Here is a 25,598-nt window from a genome sequence, read left to right on the forward strand (position 1 = left end):
AAAAACCTTTCTGAGGAAAGGTTCTCCTCTGACGGAGGCGCGCCCCTCTGTCACTGCGTGACATCTCCCCGCACTGCGGGGAGTCACCCCGAACCCCTTTTCCAAAGACTTTATAACTGAATTTAGCCCGGACAGGGCGCTCCACACAAGATGTGAAAACCAGTATAATACTGGGAGCGCCCTGTCTGGGCTAAATTAAATGCTGAAAGTTTTAGGGGAGGAGTTTGAGGAGAGACCCTTTTTCAAAAGGGTCCTCCTCAATAATAAACTATAAATCTTCTATATTAGTACCGCCCTTAGGGACTGCCCTTTTTCAGTTAATGACCGCGCCATCGGGGATTGTGAGGTTGGGCACAAGGCTGCCGTAGCCGTAGCTGTCGCCCGAAAAGCTGCTGCTGCACATTGGTATCACGCTGCCGTATATGGAGCTGCTGTCCGCTTTTACTACAAGCAGCAGGTCGGGAGTCTCCTTGACCGTGTAGACGCTGTCACCGGGGTTGATACGGTAGTTCACTGTGTCTCCGTAGCTGCCTGCGAAGTCACTTACCCTGCCGATATATCTGTCCTGTGTAAAGGCGGAGATATTCACGGTGCTGTCGCGGTAGTCGGTGCCGTTGTAGCTTATGCTGCTGACAAAGATACACCAGAGGTTGGCAGGGGGAGCTGTGGGTGTTTCCACTGCTGTTGTTGCGGTTGGGACATCGTTACTGTTGGTAACTGCGTTTCTCTCCCCGGTTGTCGCCCTTGGAGCAGTAGTGCTTTCAGCCGTGGTCATTTCCTCCTCAGCGGACTTCTCCTCTGTATCGGGCTGAACCTCATGTACTGAAGTGGCTTCTGCCTTTTCTGTGACCGTCTTTGCAGTGCTGTCTGTTTTCAACGGAGTTGTATGAGTTCTCACAGTCGTAATGCTTTCTGAAACGGCTGCGGTGCGGCTCTCTGCTTCCGCAACAGTGCCTAAGGACGGGACTTCGATAGCGTCTGTACCCTTCCCGAAGGCTCCGCCGCCCCAGAGTGTGAACACAGCCGCACCTGCGGCGCACAGGGGAGCAACTGCCGCTGCTGTTCTTGTATATATCTTCCTTTTGCGCTTTTTCTCCGCCTCTGTATCTTCAATGCGGCGGAAAACATTCTCTTTCATCTCATCATAGGTTTTCATAGTCAAAGCCCTCCATTTCAAGCTGTTTGCGAAGTGACATTCTGGCACGGTATGCCAGAGTCTCGGTGTTGTGGACGCTTTTCTTCATGACTGCGGCTGCTTCTTTGGTGCTGAACTCCTCGAAGTATATGAGCCACAGCACTTGTCTGTACTCGGGCTTCAGTTTTCGCATTGCACGGTGGAGGATTATTTTTCTCTCCTCGCGGATATAGGTTTCCTCCAGCCCCTCCTCGTCGCTTACTACCTCGGGAGCGTCCTCCGCGGAGACCTCGCCCCGTCTTCTGCATTTGCGCAGGTGGTCTATGGCAAGATTACGACCTATGGTATACAGCCATGTGCGGAACTGCCCCTTGCCCTTGTCACGGGGCTTTTTTGTGCCGAGAAGCACGAATGTGTCCTCAGCAATGTCCTCGGCGGTGTGGATATTCCCGAGGATACTGCACAGATAGAAGATAAGACCGTCCTTGTAGTCCCTGATTATCTCGGCGAGACCTTCCATGTCGCCTTCATCGCGGAAACGGCGGTAGCTACTTGCACCGTTGTCCATTGAGACACTCCTTTCCGAAGGATATTCACTGTCCTTCACTCATTACACGACGGAGAAGCTCCTGACCTCACACCTATGATACAACTTTTTTTCACCTCTTGCAATACTCTGCGCAAAGTGCTATAATATTACAAAAGCAGACGGGCTGCGGCAGCGTAACGCATGATGTGCGACTGCGGCGAGTCGCCGCGGGAATCATTTAAAACCACGGACTTTATCACAAGTTTCTCCGACGAATTCCAATTAACTCCGTTAATAATAAGATTCGTCTCCGAAACATATGAATGTTTTGTGCCGCAGCCTGCTGCTGTAAAAGAGGTGATGACTGATGACAGACGTTGATGTTATGCTTATCTCGGAGGTGCTGGGGGTGCCGGTGAGGAAGCTGTATATGCTCAGCAGCGACCGTGTGCCGCGGAAAAAGCGCAGCGGCAGCTACTCAAACTATCATCAGTCCGTGATATATACGGGAAAGGCAAAGAAAAAGCGCGTTCTGACCGTTCCCAACGGCTTTCTGAAGCTGGTCCAGCGGCGCATACTTGACCGCTGTCTCAGTAAGCTGCCCGTATCGGAGTACGCGACGGCTTACAGAAAGGGCGTATCTGTCCGCGACAACGCCGCCTGCCACAGTGGGGCGGACTTCATAATAAAGCTGGATATATCGGGCTTTTTCGACAGTATCAACGATGACGCGGTGTACATGGTAATGAAGCAGTTCAGGCTCAGTCCAAGGGCGACCTCTCTGCTGACACATCTCTGCGTACACAGGGGAGTTCTGCCTCAGGGAGCTCCCACATCGCCATATATCGCCAATCTGGTCATGAAGCATTTCGATGACAGCATAGGCGCATGGTGCAGGGAGAGGAACATCACCTACACCCGTTACTGCGACGATATGACTTTCTCCGGCAGCCGTGAGGACCTTCTTGGCAGCCATGTAGTCGGAAGGGTCAGCAGAAAGCTCTATGCCATGGGCTTTGAGCTCAACCGTGAAAAGACCGTCTTTGCAGGCAGTTCACAGCGCCAGACCGTTACGGGACTGGTGGTCAACGAAAAGCCGGACCTTCCCAGAGAAAAACGCCGTGAGCTTCGGCAGGAGGCGTACTACTGCCTGAAATACGGCGTCAGGGAGCATCTTTCGCGGCTCGGCAGCGACGACACGCCCATGCACTACATAAACGGACTTATTGGCAGACTTGCTTACGGACTTCAGCAGAGACCTGACGATATAAAGCTGACAGAAAGCTTTGAGCAGCTGAAAAAACTGAGGAAAAAAGAGGCACAAAATGAAGAAAAAGGTAATTAAAATATCTGCGGTGATACTGTTGCTGCTGCTCATTGCAGGCTGTATCACGGGATTTGTCATAACGAAAAAGGAAATGGACAAGAACTTCGGCAGGGGAGAGTACCCTGACAAGAGGTATACTGCCACATGGTTCTATGACCATTATGAGGAGGAATATCCCCGTCAGGAGGTAAGCTTCAAATCGGGTGAAAACGACCTCAAGGGCTTTATCTACGGCGCCGACAATGACAGGGGACTCATCGTCTTCGCCCACGGAATCGGCAGCGGTCATGAGTTCTATCTGGGGCTTATCACCCGTCTGGTGGACAGGGGCTGGCGTGTTTTCGCCTATGACTGCACGGGCAGCGGCTACAGCGAGGGCGAAGGTACGGTAGGACTGGCGCAGTCCGCTCTTGACCTTGACAGCGCTCTTACCTTTGCGGAGGGCGACTCCCGTCTGAACAGTCTCGACACCTTTGTTCTGGGACACAGCTGGGGAGGCTACGCCTCGGCGGCGGTGCTGAACTTCGACCACGATATAAAGGGCTGCGTTACCATGTCGGGTTATAATACACCATTTGAGGAGCTTGCCGAGACCTGCGACGGAATGTTCGGCGGCGCATCAAAGCTCATCTATCCCTTTGTGTGGGCGTACAACAAGGCGACCTTCGGGAAGAATGCCTCCCTTTCGGCAGTGGAGGGCATAAACAAGTCGGGTATCCCCGTGCTCATAATGCACGGAGACAAGGACGATGTCATTGCTTATGACGGAGCTGCCATAATCGCTCACAAGGACGAGATAACAAATCCCAATGTGGAGTACAGGGTGTTCTCCGAGGAGGATCGCAACGGTCACAACTCCTATTTCAATACTCCCGAGTACGCGGAATACAAGAAGATGATACTCATTCCTCTCCAGGACGAGCTGAATGAGAAGTATAACAATGATGTTCCCGAGGAGGAGCTGATACGCTTCTATGAGTCCATAGACGGTGAACTGTACAATGGTTTCAATCCCGAGGTGGTGGAGCTTATAGACAGCTTCTTCGGTAAAACACAGAGCTGAGAGGTGCACACAGTGCGCCTCTTTTTGCTGTAAAGCTCTTTCACAAGAAAACTTTTTGCCGCTGACCTTGCATTTTTATAATTATTATGATATAAGCGCAGAGCCTGCGCACCCATTTTCGCGCTGAAGATAAAAAAAGCAGATTTTTTCGCCGCGTCTGTTGCTATTTTCGTATTTTTGTGTTATAATAAAATAGCAAAATGAAATCCATTCTCAGATTGAAAGGAGGAGCCTGACCATGAAAAGCCTTATGAAACGCATTTCCGCAGCTGCGGCAGCTGTGCTCTTTGTGCTGGTCATTTTCTGCTCCTCTGCATTTATAGCTGTCCACGGTCATCATCACTGTACGGGTGAGGACTGCGTTGTCTGCAATGTGCTGGAGCAGTGCCATGAGTCCATGGATACTCTGGGTACATCTCTGCCTGTATTGGTACTTTCGGCAACTGTTATTGTACTGGCTGTTATCCTTGTATCTTATGATGTAAGGAGCTTTACGGACAGTACCCTTATATCGCTCAAAGTAGAACTTCTGAACTGAACACGGTTTTTTGTGTCCATTTGCAGCAGGAGCATAGCTCCTTTTTCGTGCTGCGCAAAAAACTGTATTCATTTCGGAGGTTCTTTTTATGTTTATCAGAAAATCAATTATAACAGCAATGGCAATGGCAGTGGCTGCGGCGGGTCTTACAGGCTGCGGAGCTTCACGCGAGTCCGACACCGCAGGCAATACAGCCGTCGGCAGCAGCTCGGGCAGGCTCAGCGTGGTGTGCACCATCTTCCCCGAGTATGACTGGGTGAAGCAGATAATGGGCGACCATGCCGATGAGGCTGACCTTACCTATCTTCTCAGCAGCGGCACTGACCTTCACAACTATCAGCCCACTGCAAGCGACATTATGAAAATATCCACCTGCGACATATTTATCCATGTGGGCGGCGAGTCCGACAAGTGGGTGGAGGACGCCCTTGACGAGGCTGACAACAAGGATATGCAGGTCATCGACCTTATGGAGCTTCTTGGCGACTCTGCGAAAGAGGAGGAAGTGAAGGAGGGCATGGAAGCCGATGAAGATGAGGAGGAAGATGACGGCGAGGTGGAGTACGACGAGCATGTATGGCTGTCGCTGAAAAACGCAAAGACCGCCTGCAGCGCCATTTCCGAGGCGCTTTCAAAGGCTGACCCCGACCATGCTGCCGATTACAGCAGCTCTCTTGAGGACTACACAAAGAAGCTGGACGAAATGGACGAGAGCTTCCGCAGCATCACCGACAGCGCCGAAAACAAGACTCTCATATTCGGCGACCGCTTCCCGTTCCGCTATCTCTTCGATGACTACGGTCTGGACTACTATGCGGCTTTCGTGGGCTGTTCTGCCGAGAGCGAAGCCAGCTTCACCACTATCAGCTTCCTGTCCGAAAAGCTGGACCAGCTTGAGTGCGATACCATATTCACCATCGAGAATTCCGACAAGTCCATTGCAGAGGCTGTCATCAGGAATTCAGGCAGAAAGGACTGTTCTGTTGCGGAGCTCAACTCCATACAGTCAGTCACAATGAATGACGTCAACAGCGGTGTGACATACCTTTCGCTTATGCAGCAGAACTGCGATGTTCTGGCTGAATACCTCGGCTGAACCGAAGAAAAGGAGGTATAGCCATGAGAGCTGTAAAAATATTTTCAGTATTATCCGCTGCGGTCGTATGCCTTTGCTCCTGCGGCGGCACAAAGTCTGTTTCGGAGCAGGCGGCTGAGCCCGCCGCAGCTGCTTCCGCGGAAGCAGAGACTACAGTGCCTTTTGGTGGTATAGTTCCCAAGGAGGAGAAGTTCAAGGGTGCAAACGGCTTCGACGTTGACCTCACGGAGCTTAGCGCTTCAATGGTATATGCGGAGGTCTATGATATGGTGTACAATCCCGATGATTATGTGGGCAAGACCGTAAGGGCGAAGGGTCCCTTCTCATATTTCAAGGACGAGGCTACGGGAAAAGAGTATTTCGCTGTGCTCATCAGTGATGCCACCGCCTGCTGTTCACAGGGAATAGAGTTCGTGCTGGACGGCGACTACACCTACCCTCAGGACTACCCTGCGGTGGATACGGAGATAACCGTGAACGGTGTTTTCAACTATTACAAGGAGAACGGCTTCACCTACTGTCAGCTGACAGGAGCTACACTTGAGGACAGCAAGCTGTCGTGGTAAGCGAAGTTCCCGATGACAGCTTTCAGCGAGATACTTGGCTGTCTATTGACAAAAATCCTGTATAATGGTATAATCTCCTTTGGGAGAAAATGCTCCTTTGGGGAGCAGTCGGAAAGCTGATCTGAAACGAGGAATAGTAATGAAAACTGCGGTAATGACTGATACGAACAGCGGTATAACGCTGACAGAGGGAAGCAGCAATGGCATATATGTGCTGCCCATGCCTGTAGTCATCGACGGAAAGGACTACATGGAGGAGCTTACGCTCACCAATGACGATATTTACAAGGCACTCAACGAGAACAAGGACATCGTGTCGTCCCAGCCCTCTCCGGGAGCTCTTACAGAGATGTGGGAGAAGATATTCGCGGACGGCTATGACGAGCTGGTGTATATCCCCATGTCAAGCGGTCTCAGCGGCTCATGCAATACCGCAAAGGCTCTGGCTATGGACTACGACGGAAAGGTGGTAGTCATCGACAACCACCGTATCTCCATAACCCTTCTGGACTCGGTCTACGATGCGAAGTACATGGCTGAAAACGGAAAGAGCGCGGTGGAGATAAGGGACGCCCTTGAAAAGAGCGCCTATGACAACGATATATATATCACACTTCACAGCCTCAAGCGCATAACCAAGACAGGACGCATAACCTCTGCGGGAGCGGCTATCGCTACAGTGCTCAATCTAAAGCCCATTCTGAAGATACAGGGCGGCAAGCTTGACGCCTACGCCAAGGCAAGAGGCATGGCGGCTGCGGAGCAGAAGATGTTCGAGGCTGTCCACAAGGACCTCAGCGGCAAGTATGCAGGCATAGCAAAGGAGCACCTGAGCATTGGTGCGGCAGGCACTATGGAGTCTCCCGAAACTGCAAGACAGTGGGTGGAGAAGGTGCAGAATGAGTTTCCGGGGTATAAGGTGACATACCGTCCCCTTGCCTGTTCCATTGCAAGCCATATCGGCACAAATACACAGGGGGTAGCAGTGGGTATCACCGAGAGGTCCCTTGTCTGTGAATAAATTAGAATACGGATAATTATGAGCGGCAATGCCGCTCATTTTTGTTTGTACAATGCACACGGTTAGTATTTGATAACTGTAATTTGCCTATTTACAGGCTATTGCGGGCGCTATATAAGTTTCTTGAATGCAACAAACAGTGCTATAGGTTGATTTTATAAGGACAACGTGTTATAATTGATAATGTAATAACAATGTCTGAAAGCTCAGGATCACACGAAAGGGGATCAATAATGCTTGAATTAAAAAATATATCATTCAGTGCGGAGAGCGACGGCAGGAATGTCGAGATAATCCGCGATATAAGCCTCACTGTTGAGGACGATAAATTCATTGTCATAACAGGACCCAACGGCGGAGGAAAGTCCACTCTCGCCAAGCTCATTGCGGGTATCGAGAAGAATACCGCAGGAAGCCTCATTCTCGACGGCGAGGACATCACCGACAAGAACATCACCGAGCGTGCTAAAATGGGTATCGGCTTTGCCTTTCAGCAGCCTGTCCGCTTCAAGGGCATGACTGTTGTGGACCTTCTCAGGATAGCCGCAGGAAAGAACCTGTCTGTGTCGGAAGCCTGTGAATACCTCTCTGAGGTAGGACTCTGCGCCAAGGACTACATTGACCGTGAGATAAACGCCTCCCTCTCCGGCGGAGAGCTGAAGCGTATCGAGATAGCTACAGTCCTGGCAAGAAACGTAAAGCTTGCTCTCTTTGACGAGCCAGAGGCAGGTATAGACCTGTGGAGCTTCAATAATCTTATCCGCATATTCGAGAAAATGCGCAGCGAGTGCAAGGGCAGATCCATCGTGGTCATTTCTCATCAGGAGCGTATCCTCAATATCGCCGATGAGATCATCGTCATCGCCGACGGTAAGATAGCCAAAAAGGGCAGCAAGGAAGAGATACTCCCCGAGATCACAGGCACGGAAAGCGCAGTTAATATCTGCCACAAAATGGCGTAAGGAGGCGGCATCATGGTTCAGATGGACGCAGTTCAGGAAAGACTTTTCAAGGAGGTAGCCGACCTCCACAATATACCCGAGGGAGCCTATAACCTCCGCGCAAACGGCGAATCCATAGGCAGGAACACCACCGCAAACATCGATATACAGTCAAAGACAGATGTCAGCGGCATAGATATACGCATAAAGGCTGGCACAAAGAACGAAAGTGTGCATATCCCCGTAGTTCTCAGCCAGAGCGGACTCAAGGAGGACGTCTACAATGACTTCTACATCGGTGAGGACTGCGATGTGCTCATCGTTGCAGGCTGCGGTATCGACAACTGTGGCTCTCAGGACTCCGAGCATGACGGTATCCACCGTTTCTATATAGGCAAGAATTCAAGAGTTCGCTACGTCGAGAAGCATTACGGCTCAGGGGACGGAAGCGGAAAGCGTATCCTCAATCCTGTTACCGAGGTCCATATGGACGAGGGCAGCGTCATGGAAATGGAAATGGTGCAGATAAAGGGCGTTGACTCCACAAAGAGAACAACTATCGCCGACCTGAAGGCTGACGCGAAGCTGGTGGTACACGAAAGGCTCATGACCCACGGTCAGCAGCAGGCTTACAGCATATACAAGGTGGACCTCAACGGCGACGGCTCCAGCGCGGATGTAGTTTCCCGTTCGGTAGCCCGTGATGATTCCTATCAGAAGCTTGACCTCTGCGTTGTGGGAAGCGCAGCCTGCAGCGGTCATACGGAGTGCGACTCCATCATCATGGACAACGGACGTATCCTTGCGGTCCCTTCATTGGAGGCAAACAACATCGACGCAGCATTGGTTCACGAGGCAGCCATCGGCAAGATAGCAGGCGAGCAGCTCATAAAGCTCATGACACTTGGTCTTACCGAGGCAGAAGCCGAGGAACAGATAATCAACGGATTTCTTAAATGATAAAACCCCCGAAGCATAAGCTTCGGGGATTTTTAGTTGTCAGTGCTTAGTCAGTTTAGTTTTGTCACTGTGTGTCACAAAGCTGAATCGGAATTTAGCGTAATAACTTTGCTGAACGCCTGTAAGGGATTCCAAAGGGACTGTGTTCCTTTGGCGGAGTCCAGAGGCGGCGCCTCTGGCAGGGTTCAAGGGGCAGAGCCCCTTATTACGTCAGGCGCCTCGCAAGGGGTGAATCCAAAAACAGTCCGGTGGACTGTTTTTGGAGAGGGGACGCCTTGTAAGAGAAGGCGTCCCCTGACGGGCGGCGGAACGCCGCCCCTACAATACCAATCATGTGGGACGTCGAGGGCGGCGTCCCCTACATTAGCTAACGGCTCAAATCATAATTTTGCTCCGCAAAATTATGATTTATCTTAGTTGCCCGATCAACAAAGTGCTGAAATAAGAAAGACCCCTCGGTCATAAGGGGGCCTTTCTTATCTATTATTCAGAGAGGTGGGGGTCAAGCGAGTTTTAAGAAGAAAGCAGTGTATAGCTGCGGACGTAGCTGCGGAGCCTGTGTGCTGAGCGGCTCCGTATATGCGCCGCTTCGGCTGTCTGCGGAGTGAAAAATGTCCTGTAACATTCATGGGAAAGCAGACTGCCTCATTGCTTTCTGACCTTATTATATAATAATCCCATGCCGATTACAAGACAAAAATTGCCGATAAACACACCTTTTTAGTCGTTTATTGCTCTTTATCCTGCGAAAGCTGCCGCCCGATTTGACAATATGGTCAGCAGCATATATAATGTATGTGAAAAGGTCACGGAAAAGACTGCAAAAGGATATAAAAAGGACACATCACAGCTTTATAATACAGATATGAAGTAAGGAGCGCGCGGCTTATGGAAAAAATACTGCTTATAGAAGACGATACCGAGATATGCGAGATGATACGCAATTATTTTGAGACAAAGGGAACTGCGGTGACCTCCGTCAATGACGGCGGCGAAGCCTTCGACCTTATCCGCGGCGGCACAGAGGACTTTCAGCTTGTGCTGCTGGATATAATGCTGCCGAATACGGACGGCTTTACCCTGTGCAGGCAGCTCCGCATGAGGAGCGATATCCCCGTCATTTTCATCACTGCAAGGGGCAGGGAGGAGGATATCCTCAGCGGCTACGACCTTGGCTGCGACGATTATATCGTCAAGCCCTTCCTGCTGTCGGTGCTTTACAGCAAGTGCGAGGCACTGGTGCGCAGGGCAGGGGGCGCGGAGGAGAAAAAGCTGCTGACCTGCGGCGGTATCAGTCTTGACACAAGGACACTCCGCTGCTTTGCCTGCGGGAATGAGGTGGAGCTGCCGCCCAAGGAATTCGCCATACTCCGCTATCTGCTGGAGCATGAGAACTGGGCGGTGAGCCGCGATACCCTGCTGGACAGGGTCTGGGGCTATGATTATTTCGGCAGCGACAGAGTGGTGGACAATCATATAAAAAAGCTGAGAAAAGCCCTCGGCAGCGCAGGCAGCCAGATAAAGACACTTGTGGGACGGGGGTATAAGCTGACAAAGGAGTGAGCAAAATGAAAAACAAGCTATTCAGGCACAAACCCAAGCGGACTACCTTCTTGAAAATGTTCGCAAAGACGATGATACTGCCTGTGATATTGACGCTGATGTTTGCGGCACTGCTCAATTATTTCATACCCTTTCTTTCCTGTGAGCAGGCACAGAAGCAGCAGAATGCTCTTATCGCAAAGCTTGCGCAGTCGGCGCAGTTCGGTGATAAAGCGGGAAAATTCGGGAATATCCGGAATGCTGTGTCCATGCAGATGGCTCTCGGAACTAACTATGATACCCTTTATCCCGAGCTGACACTGCCGTTTATACCGCATAATTCCTCATTGAGCGATAAAAACGGTCTGGCAGTCAGTGCTGTTATAGACTCTGAGGGAAATGTTATATGCTCAAATGCGGTAAAAATGTTCTGCGTTTACAAGACAGATGATGACCCTTCCCATAACAAATGGCTGTCCTGTGACCCGAATGAGGTAAATATCCCCGATTTTACACAGCTTGTCAATGATAAGCTGGAGAAGCGCTATTCTGACAGATACGATTACGGCTATGATATAACAAGCGCTTATGTAGATCTGGAGAGGCACAAGATGATACCCTGCGGCGTCAGGATAAGGACAGAAGAATGGGATGAGGCATTTGACGGAAGTATTGTGGAATTCAACGTCATAGGCACAGAGGATATTACGATAGATGTGGGAGATCTTGACCTTGACGGCTATGAGTTCGTGGAATTTACTGCTGACAAGAGTGAGAATTCCGATAAATACGTTTACCCGATGTGTACATTTGAGAACATCTGGGGCGTTGAGAAGGAAAAGGTGGATAAAGCTGTTGCAGAGCACTTCATGCCCGAAGGCGCAGGCTATAACTATGTAAGCGATTACGACCTTGTGATAAATGAATCCATAAACCATACAGATGTTCTGTTCGACGGCGAAAGATGCACTCTTTTCACCGATTTTAAGGTAGACGTCTGGACAAAGCCCGTACTGAAAATGTACTTTGGCTTCGTGATATGCTTTTTCCTGCTGCTGACCCTCATAGCCTTTCTCATATGCTGGCGCAGAAACGTGAAGAACAAGGCTCAGTACGACTTTGAGGACTACCAGCGCGCGCTGACCAACAATCTTGCCCACGACCTGAAAACGCCTCTTGCGGTCATAGGCGGCTATGCCGAGAACCTCATTGAGATGCGCAAAGAGAACGGCGGCGAGAAGGAGCTCCGCTACCTTGCCTCCATTATGGACAACGTGGCGTATACGGACAGTATCATCGCCAAGACTCTCCGTCTCAGCGAGACCGAGCAGGCAAAGGAACTGAACAAAGTGAAAGTTGATATAAAGGCTCTTGCGGAGAAGCTGGCAGATAAATACAAAGCGGCTCTGGAGGAGCGGGGCATAGAGCTTACCGTAACGGGCGGCGGCGAGGCAGCTGCCGACGAGGATACTCTCACCTCCGCAGCGGAGAACCTTATCTCCAACGCGGTGAAGTACACCCGCGACGACGGCACAATAAAAATAACAGCCGACAAAAAGCGGCTGACGGTAGTGAACGATGTGGCGGAGGACGTGGACACGAAAGACCTCACCATGCCATTTGTCAAGGGGGACAAGGCTCGCAGCGACAAGAGCAGCAGCGGTCTCGGACTTGCCATAGCTTCCGCGGCTGCGGAGCGCAACGGCTTCGGACTGAAGGTGAGCTGCAAGGACAAGCGGTTTACGGCAGAGATAATATTCAGATAATAAAAGGCTGCAAGGAAAATTCCTTGCAGCCTTGTTTTTGTATCAGCACTCGGGGAGTGCGCTTATCTTGCCTGTGATAAATCTGCGGATCGAGATAGCATCGTTGGTGGTTATGCCGTTTCCTCTGTCATAGACGTCGGCGTTGAGCATACCCTGATAGGTCATATGTACCTCGGCACTGCCGTTTACGCCGTATTCCGAGGGCATTACCACATAGCTTACTACCAGCTCGAAGTCCTCAATATCTACCTTGCCGTCGCAGTTTGCGTCACCGTAGAGAATATCTGCCTCATCAAGCTCGATCTCGCTCTTTGTGTAGTAGTAAGGCGGATCGCCGTTCTCCTTGAAGTAAACGCGGAAGAAGTCCATAGAGCCGTTGAAGAAATCGCCGCTGTTTCCTCTTGCGATATAATAGTGGCTGTTGAGTCCTATAGTGTCCTCGGGGAGGGTATAGATAACGTCCTCGCCTGCCAGTCTGCCGTTTATGAAGAGCTTGGCATTGTTGCCGCGGATCAGCACTCTTATCACCGACCATTCTCCCACAGCAAGGGGAGCGTCTGCGGTCACGCTTGTGGCGCCTATGGTGAACTGAGCCTTGCCCTCGTAGTTTGAGGGAGTGAAGCTCATAACGGAGTCGCCTCCGAACTCAAATACCTTCTGCTCGTTTTCGCCGCCGCGCCAGAGCACTGCGGTGGATATCTCCATATCCTTATAGTCGGCGAGAGTCCTGTCGCAGAGGATATACTGGTCTGTGCCGTTGAAGGTAACGACTCCCTCGCCGCTGGCACATTCCTCCTCCCAGACGGGAGCGCCGCGCATGATGCCGTTTGTGGCACCGTAGGTGTCATATGCGAAGACTCCGCTGTCCTGAGCGAACTCATAGCCTGCGAAGAGACCGTCTGTGTAGGGAAGCTCGCTGATGAAGCTGTCTGACTCCTCCCAGCCGAAGTCTACGCCCTGTGATACGGAGCAGTCGTTGTAGAATTCGCCGTCCAGTATCGCCTGTCCCGAAGCCACGCCGTCGCCGTAGCAGTAAGCTGTGCCCTTGACAGTGGCATCATCGGTGACACTGTAATTGTCGAGCAGGTAGGCATTTCCCATGATACGGGCATTTCCCGAAACTGATGCTCCTGCTGTGACAACGGCTCTTTCGCCGACCTTGGCGTTGCCGCTGACTGTGGGAGAAGCCCACCAGAAGCCGTAAACGCAGGCACTGTCCGTGATCCTTGCGCTGTCGGAGACTGTGGCGTTGTTGACAACAGCTCTGCCGCTTATGACAGCGTGGCCTGTTACCTGAGAATTACCCAGTACCATAGCTTCCTTGCCGACGTAAACGCTGTCCTCGACGTAAGCGGTATCGGCTACGAAGCCGCCGCCGTAGGAATGAGCATGACCCTCAACGTTCTCGGTGATGCTGCGCTCCATGGGAGAAGCTCCCCATACTGAAAACTCATAGGGATAGCGCTGCTTATAGTCGGCGGAGGTATAGGAATAACCCTCGCCCTGCTCAGCTCTGAGGTAGGCGTTGTTGGGGATTATCCTATCGGGAGTTGCGGCAACTGTGAGATAGAGAGCAGTCTCTGTGCCGTCAAGGTACATAGTCATGGTCTCCTGACCGAAGAGGGGAGTGTATTTGGTAACTCCGTCGGCGCCCTCGGCAACGATACAGGCGCGCCAGTCAGCCCCCTCTGCGTCGGAAATACCGTTGAGGGAAACTGTTACAGAGCTGCCCTCGATATTGAGGGGGATAACATTCAGTCCCGTCTGCATGGGAGCCTTTTCGGCAGGCACCATGTAGTAGCCGTAGTGGTCGGGAGAGCGCATGGGCTGTGTATAGATGAGCTGCCAGGCGAAGGGATCGCTGAGAGCAGTCTCAAGGTTCTCGTTGTAAAGATTCTTGTGCTGGAAATCGAGAGTAGCCATTCTTTTTGCGAAGCTTCCGATGACCTGCTTCATATCGCAGCCGGAGAGACGCTGGATAGTGTCGAAGGGGTACTCATTGGGTTCTGCTTCGCTCTGAACGCGTGCCATGAAGTCCTGTCCGAAGCCGTCGAAGCCGTCGGGATTCTCGGTGAGGTACTGGAGGAATATCCAGGACTCATAGTAGTTCCTGCCGTGAGGGATAGTCAGGTTCATATTCCTGAGGTAGGGCAGGAAGAAGTGGGTGGTAGGAGTTTCGAGGGTACTGAAATACTGCTCCTTGAACCAGTTTGCGACGGTCTCCCACCAGGGACCGACATTTTCGTTATCGTTCCATGCGCTCTGGTGGTAGGTGAGGACGTGACCGTACTCGTGGGCGAGAGATCCGGGGTTTGTACCGTCAAGCTGTACCATGGCACCCGGGTCGATGTAGATGAAGGCGAAGCCTGTGAGGGGCTCGTAGTTCATATACGCCCAGCCTTCCTCAAAATCGGGGAGACCTGTTTTTGTCAGATATACGTTTGTCTTGTACTTCTGTCCATCGGGCTCGAAAATGGATTCCGATGAGTCTTTCATGCCAAGTTCTGTGGTGTAGAGTGTTCTGTATTCTTCGAGTGCGTCGAGATTGAGCTGAATGAAGTCTTCGTTTACCAGACCTGTCTGGTCGTCGTGACCCCAGATGATCTGGAAGTGTTCTGATGTTGCTGTGTTGTAATCATCAATGTAGTGACGTTCGCCTGTGAAATCACTGTAATCACGGCAAAGGTATTCTTCGTCCTCTGCTGATGCAGTGTAGCTTGGCATTCTGAGAGCAGTGAACGCCAATGCACAGGCTGCGGCGGCTGCCAGCATCCGTTTGAAAAGCATATGGATTCCTCCTTCTTTGTAAAAACTGACGTGAATTCTCCGCTCGGTATATTGTCACCATGATTATAACATATATTTCCAAAGATTTCAAGTTTTTTTGGATAATTTGTTTTGAAATTTTTTCGGAATTGTTAATTTTCGCAGTATTTGGTCAATTGCCAGAAGGCAACTGCGCTTGCAGCAGCCACATTGAGAGAGTCCACACCGTGAGCCATGGGTATTTTTATTGTATGGTCGCAGGCGTCTATGGTGGAGTCTTTGAGGCCGTCGCCTTCGGTGCCGAGAATGACAGCCAGCTTGTGAGCAGAGGTCAGCCTTGGGTTGCGTATGCTGACGGTGTCCTTCCTGAGTGCCATGGCAGCGGTAACGAAGCCAAGCTCCCTGAGATAGTCAACATAGTCGGGGGAGCCTGAGGGCAGATATGTCCACGGGAGCTGGAATACAGTTCCCATGCTTACACGGACTGAGCGGCGGAAAAGCGGGTCGCTGCATGAGGGGGTGAGAGCCACAGCGTCAAAACCGAGGGCAGCTGCGGAGCGGAAAATGGCGCCGATGTTGGTCTGGTTGGTGATGTCCTCCAGAACTGCTATGCGCTCTGCATGGCGGAGAGCCTCCTCCGCGGCGGGTACGGGTCTGCGGCGCATAGCACAAAGGGCGCCCTGTGTGAGTTTGTAGCCTGTCAGCTCGGTGAGGAGCTGCTGGTCGGCGGTAAATACAGGAATATCTCCGCAGCTTTGGAGCAATTCCGTCTGTTTACTTATATATTTACGCTCCATGAGGAGAGAAATCGGGGTATATCCCGACTCTAAGGCAGTTTTTATGACCTTGGGGCTCTCGGCGATGAAGATGCCGTCGGGAGTGCCCTTCCAGTGAAGGAGAGACTTCTCCGAGGTATCGGTATAGGGGCGGAGCTCCTCCGCCGAAAGGTCGTTTATCTCAATTATTTCGTACATATCTTTTCCTTTCTTGAATTTATATCGTCGGCTGAGATCACAGCTTTCAACTCATCTTTCTTGTGATGATGTCAAGACAGAGGCTGAGAGCAGGGGCGCGGGACGCCTCTCCGAAGTCCCGCCTGTCATAGTTTTTCATATCCGCAAGGGTATCGGCTGTGAAGAACAGCATACCGAAGTCAGCGCCGCGGAGCTTTGCACAGGCGGCAAGGGCTGAGCACTCCATATCCACGGTGGTGCAGCCCTCATTGCGGCGGTATTCCACCATGTCGGGAGTCTCGCGGAAAAAGGCGTCGGTGGTCCAGGTGGTGCACCTCTCATAGGGGACAGCCATTTCCCCGAGACAGCGGCAGATATGCTCCGTCATGGGCATATCCAGCTCCACGAACCGTGAGGGGGGAAGATAGTGATAGGAGCAGCCCTCGTCACGGAGCGCCCTCACAGGCACCATGAAGCGGTTTTCGGGCATTTCGCGGAGCACACCGCAGGAGCCTGCGGAGATTATGTGCTTCACGCCGCAGTTCAGAAGAATCTCTAAATTCTGCACAGCCGCAGGAGCTCCCATAGGTGCCTGAAACAGGCATATCTCCTCGCCGTTGTGGTTTATTATGTAAATGGGGTAGTCCTTGGTGATGGTGGGGAAGACCGCAGCGACTCTGCCGCCGAAGTCCCTTGCGTATTGGTCTGTGCAGTCGCCCAGCAGCCCGAATACCGCCTTTTCGGGCAGCTCTGTGTATATCCTCGGCTTAAAAAGCTCATTTGTCTTGGAATCATGGTCCAGTATTGGAAATTCATGCTTTATCATATCAATATCCTTTCTTATGCCGTAACGCCGATTTCTGAGTTGAGAGTTCAGAGTTTAAAGCTGAGAGTTATTTAAGCAGCGGCTATTAATAATGAATTGCCTCTCAACTTTTCACTTTCAACTTTGAACTCGATTCGGTTCTCAACTTTTATGGCGCTATACGGTGATTAATGCTATTATTATAAACTATTTGTGCGAAAAAAACAATAATTTCACAAAAAATTGATTGAAATCGGAAATTATATGTGTTATAATGGTAATAATAACTGACGAGGAGCAATGACAAAAGACAGAATACAGCGACATTTTCAATCGGGCTTGCTGCCGGGAGCCTGCGCCATGGGGACAGGCTCCCGACACAGCCCCGCATACCCTTACATAAAACGAATAGGAGGTGCGTCATGAAGGAGCTTCTTGAGACCCTGTGCGACAAATACCTGCTCAATCTGGGGCTTTTTACCGACCTCTACCCTCTGGAAAGGGATATACTCTATCCCGTCTGCGCCAACGTTTTCTGCGCGGCGGATGCGGAGTTCGACCTGGGTAAATTCAAGAACAGCATGAACATCATCAAGGATAATCCGAAAATGCTCTCCAGCTTCCGGAGCACGGTCCGTCCGCTCATAGCCTCATGGCTGTCGGTCAGCGACGACCCCCGGGGCGAAATGGAGCGCTATATGACCTGCTATGAGCAGCTCAGGAAATACTTCACCAATTCCGAGCATCTTGCACTGCTGTCCATACTCCTTGCAAGACTGGTCTCCGAGGACAGGTCTGAGGAGCTCATAAAGCGCGGCAGGCATATATATGATCGCATGAAAAAGGAGCACCGTATCCTCACCACCAAGGAGGACGTTGCCTTTGCGGTGATGCTGGCTTTTTCCGAGAAGTCCGATGACGAGCTCATCGCCGACATGGAGGCGAGCTACAAGCTGCTGAAGCACAGTGCCGACAACAACAGCATACAGACGGTATCCCATGTTCTTGCCATGGCGAAGGGAGCTCCCGTGGACAAGTGCGCCAAGTTCAGCGAGCTATATGACGCTATGCTGAAAAAGGGAAAGAAGTACGGCAAGCACTACGAGCTGGCTATGCTGGCGGCTCTGTCCATAACAGGCTATGACAACGCAGAGATAACAGGCGACATAAATGACGTTGAGACCTTCCTGACACAGCATAAGGCGGTCTGGGACTTATCCGAATTCGGCAGCGGCGAGCCCGTGAGCCATGCATTCATGCTCCTCACCACAGCCTATGCCAGCGACGAAAGCGTCATAGGAGCTTCTGAGAGAGCTGCACTTCTGGCGGCGAGTCAGACTGCTCTGTATTCCGTTATGGTCTACAGTATGATGACAGTAGCACCTGTAGTACCCGAATAATACTCGAATATCTATAATATGAACGGAGGTAATATCCAAATGAAGGCTGACAAATACATCATTCCCGAGGGGAAAAAGGTGGATATCAGAAAGCTCCCCACCAACAGCAAGGCTGACGGTGTGGACAAGGAGGAGATAATAAAAAAGTACGAGGAGAACAAGCAGGAGCTCATCGCACTTCAGGATAAGTTCTATGCGGACGCAAGAGAGGGACTTATCGTAGTCATACAGGCTCTTGACGCCTCCGGCAAGGACTCCACTATCAAGTACGTTTTCAGCGGCGTGAACCCGCAGGGCGTTAAGGTACACTATTATAAGGCGCCCACATCGGAGGAGCTGGCTCACGACTACCTGTGGAGGATACATCAGAACGTTCCCCGCAGAGGTGAGATAGCTGTGTTCAACCGAAGCCACTACGAGGACCTTGTCACCGTTCAGGCTGAGGATATCTGGAAGGGCTATCATATGTCGGAGAGAGTCCTTGAGGATACAAAGAAGAAGTTCTTCCAGAAGCGCTATGACCAGGTCAATAACTTCGAGGAGTACCTCTATGAGAACAGCTACCGCATGGTGAAGATATTCCTCCATGTTTCCAAGGAAGAGCAGACGGGACAACTCCTTGAGCGCATAGAGCTCCCCGAGAAGAACTGGAAGTTCCGTGCGGACGACCTGAAGGTAAGGGACAAGTATGACGCCTACCTCAAATGCTTCAACGATGTTATAAACAAGACCTCAACAAAGCACAGCCCCTGGTATGTCCTTCCCGGCGACCAGAGATGGTATACAAGATACCTGGTGACGGAGATACTCCTTGACGCTCTAAATGCCTGCAAGCCCGAGTATCCCGAGCTTCCCGACGACGAGAAGGAGAAGCTCCCCGAGTGCAGGAAGGTGCTGACAGAGGCTATGGCGGAGTATGAGAACGCAAAGGACGAAAAGAAGCCTGAAAAGAAGTCTGACGACACAAAGAAAAAAGCCAAGAAAAAGAGCAAGAAATAAAGACTTGCCCCTGCTGTTACAACGGCAGGGGCTTTCTGCAAGGAATACACAGGGTTTTCACCGTTTGTTCATTGACTTGCAGAAAAAGTTATGATATAATTTTTATATAAATGATTTGCAGGAGGATATTATGGGGAACAGTGAATACCGCAAGACGATAGATTATATACTTGACCTTATAAGGAGCGGGATGCTTCAGGTTGGCGACAAGCTCCCTACAGAGCGCAGTATCTCCGAAAAGCTGGGAATAAGCAGAAATACGGTGCGCGAGGCACTGAGAGGCCTTGAGATACTGGGCATTGTCAACGGAAAACAGGGCTCGGGAAATTACCTGACCGACAATATATCAGAGTCCATCGCCAAGGCAATGGACATTATGCTCCTTATGAACAGGACTTCCAAGGAGGAGATATGCTCCTTCAGAAGAAGCATGGAAAAGACCGTGTGCAGCTATCTTATCGCAAGAGGCTGTACTCCCGAAAACAAGCTTAAGATAGTCGCAGCCCTCAACAGGCTCAAGGAGTCAGAGGGCACAGAGGAACGCACTATCGCCGACAGGGACTTCCATTACGCCCTGATATATGCCACCGACAACAGCTTCTGGATAACTTTCATGGAGGCTGTATCCGAGGTGTATATGCGCTGGATAGACGATTTCCTCATGACGGCAGACCACGATGTGAGAGTGAAGCTCCAGGACGCACACGAGAAAATGGTCCAGGGCATAATCACGGGTGATGTGGACTTCTGCTTCAAGGCTATCGACGCCCATTACGACCTTATCGACAAGAGCTTTGAAAAGTGAGAGGAGCCCTTATGAAAACTAAACGTACTGCCGCCGCTTTTCTGGCGGCATTATGCGCATTATGCGCCTTTTCCTGCACTGGGAAGAAAAGCAGCGGCCCGGACGCAGCTTCCGAAAGCATGACCGAGGGAAGTGAGCCGACGGCTGCCGCAACAGAGGAGAGCACCGAGGTCACCTCTGACCTGCACAATGACCTTAACGACTATGTCACCGTGAAGGAGACCACTCCCGCTATGTGGAAAGTCACCGACGAGAAGACGGGGAACTCCATATATATGATGGGCACCATGCACATGGTGACGGGGTATACCTATCCGCTTCCCGACTATATAATGAACGCCTATGAGGAGTGCGACGGTATCGCTGTTGAATATGACGTCAGCAGTATGATGAGCGACTTTGAGCAGATGCAGGACTTCTACGCGAAGCTCATCTACACCGACGGCACCACCGTAAAGGATCACCTCTCCGAGGAGACCTACGAAAAGGCTAAGCGATTCATGACCGATAATATGTTCTATAACCAGATGATGGACGTTTACTGCGTGGGCTTCTGGGAGGTGGAGATAGAGACCGCCGCAATGATGAAGATGAAGAACCTGAACGAGCAGGGTATCGACTCCATGTTCCTGTCGCTGGCTCAGAGAGACGGTAAGGAGATAGTCAACGTGGAATCACTGGATATACAGACGGCAGCCATGACATCCGCCTCCGACGAGCTTGTGGACTATATAATAAATGAGCTTATCGACGGCTGTGAGGACGTTTCCGAATACACTCAGGGCTTCGCTAAGCAGTATGACCTGTGGGCGTCGGGAGATATAGACGCCCTTGACGAGTCGGACGTTCAGAATGACATACCCGAGGAGCTTGAGGACGACTATGCGGCGTATCTTGAGGTCATGCTCTATGACCGCAACGAAGGCATGGCTGAGAAGGCTGATGAGTATCTGAAGGAGGGCAAGAAATACTTCCTTATGGTGGGAGCTTCCCATTTTGCAGGTGAAAAGGGTGTTGATGACCTTCTTGAGGAAAAGGGCTATACAGTCGAGCGTGTAGCGTGAAAATATGTTTATGAAAAATGCCGCGGAGATTTTTTGGCAGAGTCTCACGCGGCATTTTTGTGTTATACACATGAAATACAAAAATGAACAAAAAAAGCACCCATTTTTTTCAAAAACAGGCGCTTTTGATAAATCTTTCCCAAGTACCTTGACATGGGACAAAATCTGTATTATAATGTTATAATGTATCAATATGGAATAGTATCGCTATTTTGCAAGATATTATAGCATACATTGCACAGGCTTGTCAATAGTTTCTGCAAAAATTTTTTCAGATGATACGATAACATCAAACAGTTCTGTCTATCCCGAGACTGTGTGTGCAGGGAGGACAGCAATAAAATACAAGGAGGTTCCGCCTATGGTGAATGTTACACCTAAGCAGCTGGGAAAGAATGTCAGAATGAGCTTCGGTAAGATTACCGAGCCTCTGGAGATGCCGAACCTTATCGAGGTGCAGAAGAACTCGTATAAGTGGTTCAAGGAGGAAGGTCTCCGCGAGGTATTCCGCGAGATGACCGCCATCACCGATTACAACGGCAATCTCGTCCTCAACTTCAAGGACTACAGATTCGACGATACTCCCAAGTATTCTCTTGCAGAATGTAAATCCAGAGGAGCTACCTATCAGGTCGCTATGAGAGCTACAGCCACCCTTGCCAACAAGGAGACAGGTGCTGTCAGCGAGAGCGAGATCTATATGGGTGACTTCCCCCTCATGACCGACAGCGGTACCTTCGTTATAAACGGTGCCGAGCGTGTTATCGTATCACAGCTCGTCCGTTCCCCCGGTGTTTACTACTCCTTCACCAAGGATAAGACGGGTAAAGACCTTTTCAGCTCACAGATTATCCCTAACCGCGGTGCGTGGCTGGAATATGAGCAGGATTCAAACGACGTTGTTTACGTCCGTATAGATAAAAACAGAAAGATCCCGCTGACCACCTTCATCAGAGCTCTCGGCGAAGAGGGTACAGATGAGGAGATCATGGAGATCTACGGCGACGACGAGCGACTCAGACAGACTATCCTCCAGAAGGATCAGACCAAGAACCGCTCCGACGCCCTCATCGACGTTTACAAGAAGCTCCGTCCCGGCGAGCCTCCCACGGTGGAGAGCGCTGTCAGCCACCTCAACAACCTCTTCTTTGAGGCTAAGAGATATGACCTGTGCCGCTTCGGACGCTATAAGTATAACAAGAAGCTGGGTATAGCTTCCCGTCTTGCAGGAAGAACTCTTGCTCAGCCTATCATCAACGAAATGACAGGTGAGATCCTTGCTGATGCAGGCGAGACACTCACCTACGACAAGGCTTGCGAGATCGAGCAGGCAGGCGTTTACAGTGCATTCGTAACCGTCGAGGCAAAGGAGTACTACACCGACGAGCGCGGTGAGACCAATATCCGCATGGTAGAGAAGACCGTCAAGGTCATCGGTAACGGTATGGTCGACATCAAGGGCTACGTTGACTTCGACGCCGAGAAGTACGGCATCAACGAGAAGGTCTCATTCAACGTGCTCAAGGACATTCTCGACAACGCAGCAGACGCTGACGAGCTTGAGGAGACTGTCAAGAAGAAGGCTGACGAACTGTCACCCAAGTACATCACTCTTGATGACATCAGGGCTTCCATCAGCTACTTCCTCAACCTCTGTGAGGGCGTAGGTACTGTTGACGACATCGACCATCTGGGCAACAGACGTATCCGCAGCGTGGGCGAGCTCCTTCAGAACCAGTTCCGCATCGGTTACACAAGAATGGAGCGCGGTATCCGTGAGAGAATGAACCTCCAGACTCAGGACGTGAATACCCTTACTCCCCAGACTCTTATCAACATAAGACCTATTTCTTCGGCTATGAAGGAGTTCTTCTGTTCTTCGCCTCTGTCACAGTTCATGGACCAGAACAACCCCCTTGCCGAGCTTACTCATAAGAGACGTCTTTCAGCCCTCGGTCCCGGAGGTCTTTCAAGAGACCGTGCAGGATTTGAGGTCCGTGACGTTCACTACAGCCACTACGGAAGAATGTGTCCTATCGAGACACCTGAAGGTCCTAATATCGGACTTATCTCCTATCTGGCTACTTTCGCAAGGATCAATGAGTACGGCTTCATCGAGGCTCCCTACAGAAAGGTAGACAAGGCTACAGGCGTCGTTACAGGCGAGGTAGTTTACATGACTGCCGATATGGAGGATAACTTCGTTGTTGCTCAGGCCAACGAGCCCCTCACAGAGGACGGAAAGCTGGCAAGACCCCGTGTAAACGCACGTCACCGCGACCAGATCCTCGAGTGCGAGCGCGAAAAGGTAGACTACATGGACGTATCTCCTAAGATGGTCGTTTCAGTAGCTACATCAATGATCCCCTTCCTGGAAAACGATGACGCTAACCGTGCCCTCATGGGATCAAACATGCAGAGACAGGCTGTTCCGCTCCTCAAGACCGAGAGACCCTTCGTCGGTACAGGTATGGAGTACAAGGCTGCCGTTGACTCGGGCGTGTGCATTGTTTCCGACTATGACGGAAAGATCACCTATGTTGACGCTGACAGGATCACCCTCGTTGATACTGACGGTATCGAGCACAAGTATGAGCTTATCAAGTTCAAGCGCTCCAACCAGGGTACCTGCGTAAACCAGAGACCTATCGTCTCAGCAGGCGAGGAGGTCAAGAAGGGACAGGTCCTCGCTGACGGTCCCGCAACTGCCGACGGAGAGATCTCCCTCGGTAAGAACGCTCTCATCGGCTTCATGACATGGGAGGGTTACAACTACGAGGACGCCGTTCTTCTTAACGAGCGCCTTGTAAGAGAAGATGTATTCACATCAGTTCATATAGAAGAATACGAGATCGAGTGCCGCGATACAAAGCTGGGACCCGAGGAAATCACAAGAGATATCCCCAATGTGGGTGACGACGCTCTCGCAAACCTCGATGAGAACGGTATCATCCGCATAGGTTCAGAGGTAAATTCCGGCGATATCCTCGTTGGTAAGGTAACACCCAAGGGTGAGACAGAGCTTACCGCTGAGGAAAGACTCCTCCGCGCTATCTTCGGTGAGAAGGCAAGAGAAGTCCGCGACAACTCACTCAAGGTACCTCACGGTGAGTCAGGCGTCATCGTTGACGTCAAGGTGTTCACACGCGAGAACTGCGACGAGCTCTCGGCAGGCGTAAATATGCGCGTTGTCTGCTACATCGCTCAGAAGCGTAAGATCACAGTCGGCGATAAGATGGCAGGCCGTCACGGTAACAAGGGTGTCGTTTCACGTATCCTTCCCGAGGAGGATATGCCGTTCCTTCCCGACGGTACTCCTCTCGACATCGTGCTGAACCCCCTGGGCGTTCCTTCACGAATGAATATCGGACAGGTGCTTGAGGTCCACCTCGGTATGGCTTGTAAGGCACTTGGCTGGCATATAATGACCCCTGTATTCGACGGCGCACACGAAGGAGATATCCGTGAGTGCTTCAAGATGGCCAACGAACACGCTCAGGAGCATAAGGACGATATGTTCGAGCTCAAGGCTATGGATAAGGTCATCAACCCCAATGCCCTCGAATTCACAGAGGATTGTAAGTTCACTCTCTATGACGGACGTACAGGTGAAAAGTTTGATAACCGCGTAACGGTGGGCTATATGTACTACCTCAAGCTCCACCACCTCGTTGACGATAAGATCCACGCACGTTCAGTTGGTCCCTACGCTCTCGTTACTCAGCAGCCTCTGGGCGGTAAGGCTCAGTTCGGCGGACAGCGTTTCGGAGAGATGGAAGTTTGGGCTCTCGAGGCTTACGGTGCAGCTTATACTCTCCAGGAGATCCTGACCGTCAAGTCAGACGATACCATCGGACGTGTAAACACATATGAGGCTATCGTCAAGGGACAGAACGTTCCTACTCCTGGTATCCCCGAGTCCTTCAAGGTACTCATCAAGGAGATGCAGTCACTCTGTCTCGACGTTAAGGTTCTCGACGCAAATCAGGAGGAGATCGACCTCACTCAGAGCTTCGATGATGAGGATCCTATTCCTTCACGCGAGTCCTTCAACGATGAGGATACCGACGACAGCACAAGCTACTCAGACAGCGATCTGGGCGACAGCGGCTTCGGTACGGAAGGCGAAGACGCCGACGATGACTTCGACAGCGTAGATAAGGAAGAGGAGTTCAGCTTCGATGAGGGCGAGGACGAAGACGACTTCGGATTCGGCGACGATGATGAGGACGGAGATCTCTTCGACAGCTTCGATATAGACGATCCCTCCGACGAGGACTAATAATTCGGAAATATGAATCCGCGGCGTACAGCCCCGCGGG

Annotated in this window: 20 protein-coding genes; 15 read left to right on the plus strand and 5 right to left on the minus strand. The window is 51.2% G+C overall.

Annotated elements, in window-relative coordinates:
* Positions 1–313 precede the first annotated feature (313 nt).
* Together T488_RS0104975 and T488_RS0104980 are read right to left on the minus strand one after the other, a co-directional pair.
* Positions 314–1,156, minus strand: coding sequence for a hypothetical protein (locus T488_RS0104975; RefSeq protein WP_028519852.1), 843 nt, complete (start codon positions 1,154–1,156; stop codon positions 314–316).
* Positions 1,143–1,703: an RNA polymerase sigma factor gene (locus T488_RS0104980; protein ID WP_028519853.1), complete on the minus strand. Its 561-nt coding sequence runs from the start codon at positions 1,701–1,703 to the stop codon at positions 1,143–1,145. Before T488_RS0104980 ends, T488_RS0104975 begins: the two co-directional genes overlap by 14 nt.
* Positions 1,704–2,031: 328 nt before the next feature.
* Here T488_RS0104980 and T488_RS0104985 point away from each other — a divergent pair, with 328 nt between their 5' ends.
* The 10 genes from T488_RS0104985 to T488_RS0105035 all read left to right on the plus strand — a co-directional run bounded on the left by T488_RS0104985 (position 2,032) and on the right by T488_RS0105035 (position 12,484).
* Positions 2,032–3,009 carry a reverse transcriptase family protein gene (locus tag T488_RS0104985; RefSeq protein ID WP_028519854.1) on the plus strand — a complete coding sequence of 326 codons (978 nt, stop codon included), beginning with the start codon at positions 2,032–2,034 and terminating at the stop codon, positions 3,007–3,009.
* Complete coding sequence (locus T488_RS0104990) at positions 2,990–4,054, plus strand: alpha/beta hydrolase (protein WP_028519855.1); 1,065 nt, start codon at positions 2,990–2,992, stop codon at positions 4,052–4,054. Before T488_RS0104985 ends, T488_RS0104990 begins: the two co-directional genes overlap by 20 nt.
* A 238-nt stretch (positions 4,055–4,292) precedes the next feature.
* Complete coding sequence (locus tag T488_RS0104995) at positions 4,293–4,592, plus strand: hypothetical protein (protein WP_028519856.1); 300 nt, start codon at positions 4,293–4,295, stop codon at positions 4,590–4,592.
* Between the two features lie 88 nt (positions 4,593–4,680).
* A complete protein-coding gene (locus tag T488_RS0105000) occupies positions 4,681–5,688 on the plus strand; it encodes a metal ABC transporter substrate-binding protein (RefSeq protein WP_028519857.1) in 1,008 nt (335 codons plus the stop codon).
* A 23-nt stretch (positions 5,689–5,711) separates the two neighbouring features.
* Positions 5,712–6,254, plus strand: a complete 543-nt coding sequence (locus T488_RS16990) for a hypothetical protein (protein ID WP_051536294.1) — start codon at positions 5,712–5,714, stop codon at positions 6,252–6,254.
* Between the two features lie 154 nt (positions 6,255–6,408).
* A complete protein-coding gene (locus T488_RS0105010) occupies positions 6,409–7,275 on the plus strand; it encodes a DegV family protein (RefSeq protein WP_242838300.1) in 867 nt (288 codons plus the stop codon).
* Positions 7,276–7,508: 233 nt separating this feature from the next.
* The gene (locus T488_RS0105015) at positions 7,509–8,237 is read left to right on the plus strand and encodes an ABC transporter ATP-binding protein (RefSeq protein WP_028519859.1); all 729 of its coding nucleotides are present in this window, start codon (positions 7,509–7,511) and stop codon (positions 8,235–8,237) included.
* A 21-nt stretch (positions 8,238–8,258) separates the two neighbouring features.
* Complete coding sequence (locus tag T488_RS0105020) at positions 8,259–9,176, plus strand: SufB/SufD family protein (protein WP_431767943.1); 918 nt, start codon at positions 8,259–8,261, stop codon at positions 9,174–9,176.
* 888 nt (positions 9,177–10,064) lie between these two features.
* Positions 10,065–10,739, plus strand: coding sequence for a response regulator transcription factor (locus T488_RS0105030; RefSeq protein ID WP_028519861.1), 675 nt, complete (start codon positions 10,065–10,067; stop codon positions 10,737–10,739).
* A gap of 5 nt (positions 10,740–10,744) precedes the next feature.
* Entirely contained in the window at positions 10,745–12,484 is a 1,740-nt protein-coding gene (locus tag T488_RS0105035; RefSeq protein ID WP_028519862.1) for a sensor histidine kinase, read from the plus strand.
* Positions 12,485–12,526: 42 nt separating this feature from the next.
* Here the strand turns inward: T488_RS0105035 and T488_RS16995 are convergent, their stop codons facing one another.
* The 3 genes from T488_RS16995 to T488_RS0105050 all read right to left on the minus strand — a co-directional run bounded on the left by T488_RS16995 (position 12,527) and on the right by T488_RS0105050 (position 17,029).
* Complete coding sequence (locus T488_RS16995; protein ID WP_051536297.1) at positions 12,527–15,271, minus strand: DUF6055 domain-containing protein; 2,745 nt, start codon at positions 15,269–15,271, stop codon at positions 12,527–12,529.
* A gap of 131 nt (positions 15,272–15,402) precedes the next feature.
* Positions 15,403–16,224: a TrmH family RNA methyltransferase gene (locus tag T488_RS0105045; protein WP_028519863.1), complete on the minus strand. Its 822-nt coding sequence runs from the start codon at positions 16,222–16,224 to the stop codon at positions 15,403–15,405.
* Between the two features lie 46 nt (positions 16,225–16,270).
* On the minus strand, positions 16,271–17,029 hold the full coding sequence (locus T488_RS0105050) for a nucleoside phosphorylase (protein ID WP_028519864.1): 759 nt from the start codon (positions 17,027–17,029) through the stop codon (positions 16,271–16,273).
* 401 nt (positions 17,030–17,430) lie between these two features.
* Here T488_RS0105050 and T488_RS0105055 point away from each other — a divergent pair, with 401 nt between their 5' ends.
* The 5 genes from T488_RS0105055 to rpoB all read left to right on the plus strand — a co-directional run bounded on the left by T488_RS0105055 (position 17,431) and on the right by rpoB (position 25,558).
* Entirely contained in the window at positions 17,431–18,408 is a 978-nt protein-coding gene (locus tag T488_RS0105055; RefSeq protein ID WP_028519865.1) for a DUF4003 family protein, read from the plus strand.
* A 39-nt stretch (positions 18,409–18,447) separates the two neighbouring features.
* On the plus strand, positions 18,448–19,407 hold the full coding sequence (locus T488_RS17000) for a PPK2 family polyphosphate kinase (RefSeq protein WP_037297147.1): 960 nt from the start codon (positions 18,448–18,450) through the stop codon (positions 19,405–19,407).
* A gap of 130 nt (positions 19,408–19,537) precedes the next feature.
* Complete coding sequence (locus tag T488_RS0105065) at positions 19,538–20,212, plus strand: FadR/GntR family transcriptional regulator (protein WP_037297150.1); 675 nt, start codon at positions 19,538–19,540, stop codon at positions 20,210–20,212.
* Positions 20,213–20,223: 11 nt separating this feature from the next.
* On the plus strand, positions 20,224–21,276 hold the full coding sequence (locus T488_RS0105070; protein ID WP_028519867.1) for a TraB/GumN family protein: 1,053 nt from the start codon (positions 20,224–20,226) through the stop codon (positions 21,274–21,276).
* Positions 21,277–21,637: 361 nt separating this feature from the next.
* Positions 21,638–25,558, plus strand: a complete 3,921-nt coding sequence (rpoB, locus tag T488_RS0105080) for a DNA-directed RNA polymerase subunit beta (RefSeq protein WP_028519869.1) — start codon at positions 21,638–21,640, stop codon at positions 25,556–25,558.
* Positions 25,559–25,598: the final 40 nt, after the last annotated feature.

The organism is Ruminococcus flavefaciens ND2009 (assembly GCF_000621785.1).
Classification (GTDB): domain Bacteria; phylum Bacillota; class Clostridia; order Oscillospirales; family Ruminococcaceae; genus Ruminococcus; species Ruminococcus flavefaciens_C.

What these genes read in the sequence shown, in the direction of transcription:
- T488_RS0104975 (WP_028519852.1), bottom strand. Translation starts at nt 1,156, where the DNA reads ATGAAAACCTATGATGAGATGAAAGAGAATGTTTTCCGCCGCATTGAA.
- T488_RS0104980 (WP_028519853.1), bottom strand. Translation starts at nt 1,703, where the DNA reads ATGGACAACGGTGCAAGTAGCTACCGCCGTTTCCGCGATGAAGGCGAC.
- T488_RS0104985 (WP_028519854.1), top strand. Translation starts at nt 2,032, where the DNA reads ATGACAGACGTTGATGTTATGCTTATCTCGGAGGTGCTGGGGGTGCCG.
- T488_RS0104990 (WP_028519855.1), top strand. Translation starts at nt 2,990, where the DNA reads ATGAAGAAAAAGGTAATTAAAATATCTGCGGTGATACTGTTGCTGCTG.
- T488_RS0104995 (WP_028519856.1), top strand. Translation starts at nt 4,293, where the DNA reads ATGAAAAGCCTTATGAAACGCATTTCCGCAGCTGCGGCAGCTGTGCTC.
- T488_RS0105000 (WP_028519857.1), top strand. Translation starts at nt 4,681, where the DNA reads ATGTTTATCAGAAAATCAATTATAACAGCAATGGCAATGGCAGTGGCT.
- T488_RS16990 (WP_051536294.1), top strand. Translation starts at nt 5,712, where the DNA reads ATGAGAGCTGTAAAAATATTTTCAGTATTATCCGCTGCGGTCGTATGC.
- T488_RS0105010 (WP_242838300.1), top strand. Translation starts at nt 6,409, where the DNA reads ATGACTGATACGAACAGCGGTATAACGCTGACAGAGGGAAGCAGCAAT.
- T488_RS0105015 (WP_028519859.1), top strand. Translation starts at nt 7,509, where the DNA reads ATGCTTGAATTAAAAAATATATCATTCAGTGCGGAGAGCGACGGCAGG.
- T488_RS0105020 (WP_431767943.1), top strand. Translation starts at nt 8,259, where the DNA reads ATGGACGCAGTTCAGGAAAGACTTTTCAAGGAGGTAGCCGACCTCCAC.
- T488_RS0105030 (WP_028519861.1), top strand. Translation starts at nt 10,065, where the DNA reads ATGGAAAAAATACTGCTTATAGAAGACGATACCGAGATATGCGAGATG.
- T488_RS0105035 (WP_028519862.1), top strand. Translation starts at nt 10,745, where the DNA reads ATGAAAAACAAGCTATTCAGGCACAAACCCAAGCGGACTACCTTCTTG.
- T488_RS16995 (WP_051536297.1), bottom strand. Translation starts at nt 15,271, where the DNA reads ATGCTTTTCAAACGGATGCTGGCAGCCGCCGCAGCCTGTGCATTGGCG.
- T488_RS0105045 (WP_028519863.1), bottom strand. Translation starts at nt 16,224, where the DNA reads ATGTACGAAATAATTGAGATAAACGACCTTTCGGCGGAGGAGCTCCGC.
- T488_RS0105050 (WP_028519864.1), bottom strand. Translation starts at nt 17,029, where the DNA reads ATGATAAAGCATGAATTTCCAATACTGGACCATGATTCCAAGACAAAT.
- T488_RS0105055 (WP_028519865.1), top strand. Translation starts at nt 17,431, where the DNA reads ATGAAGGAGCTTCTTGAGACCCTGTGCGACAAATACCTGCTCAATCTG.
- T488_RS17000 (WP_037297147.1), top strand. Translation starts at nt 18,448, where the DNA reads ATGAAGGCTGACAAATACATCATTCCCGAGGGGAAAAAGGTGGATATC.
- T488_RS0105065 (WP_037297150.1), top strand. Translation starts at nt 19,538, where the DNA reads ATGGGGAACAGTGAATACCGCAAGACGATAGATTATATACTTGACCTT.
- T488_RS0105070 (WP_028519867.1), top strand. Translation starts at nt 20,224, where the DNA reads ATGAAAACTAAACGTACTGCCGCCGCTTTTCTGGCGGCATTATGCGCA.
- rpoB (WP_028519869.1), top strand. Translation starts at nt 21,638, where the DNA reads ATGGTGAATGTTACACCTAAGCAGCTGGGAAAGAATGTCAGAATGAGC.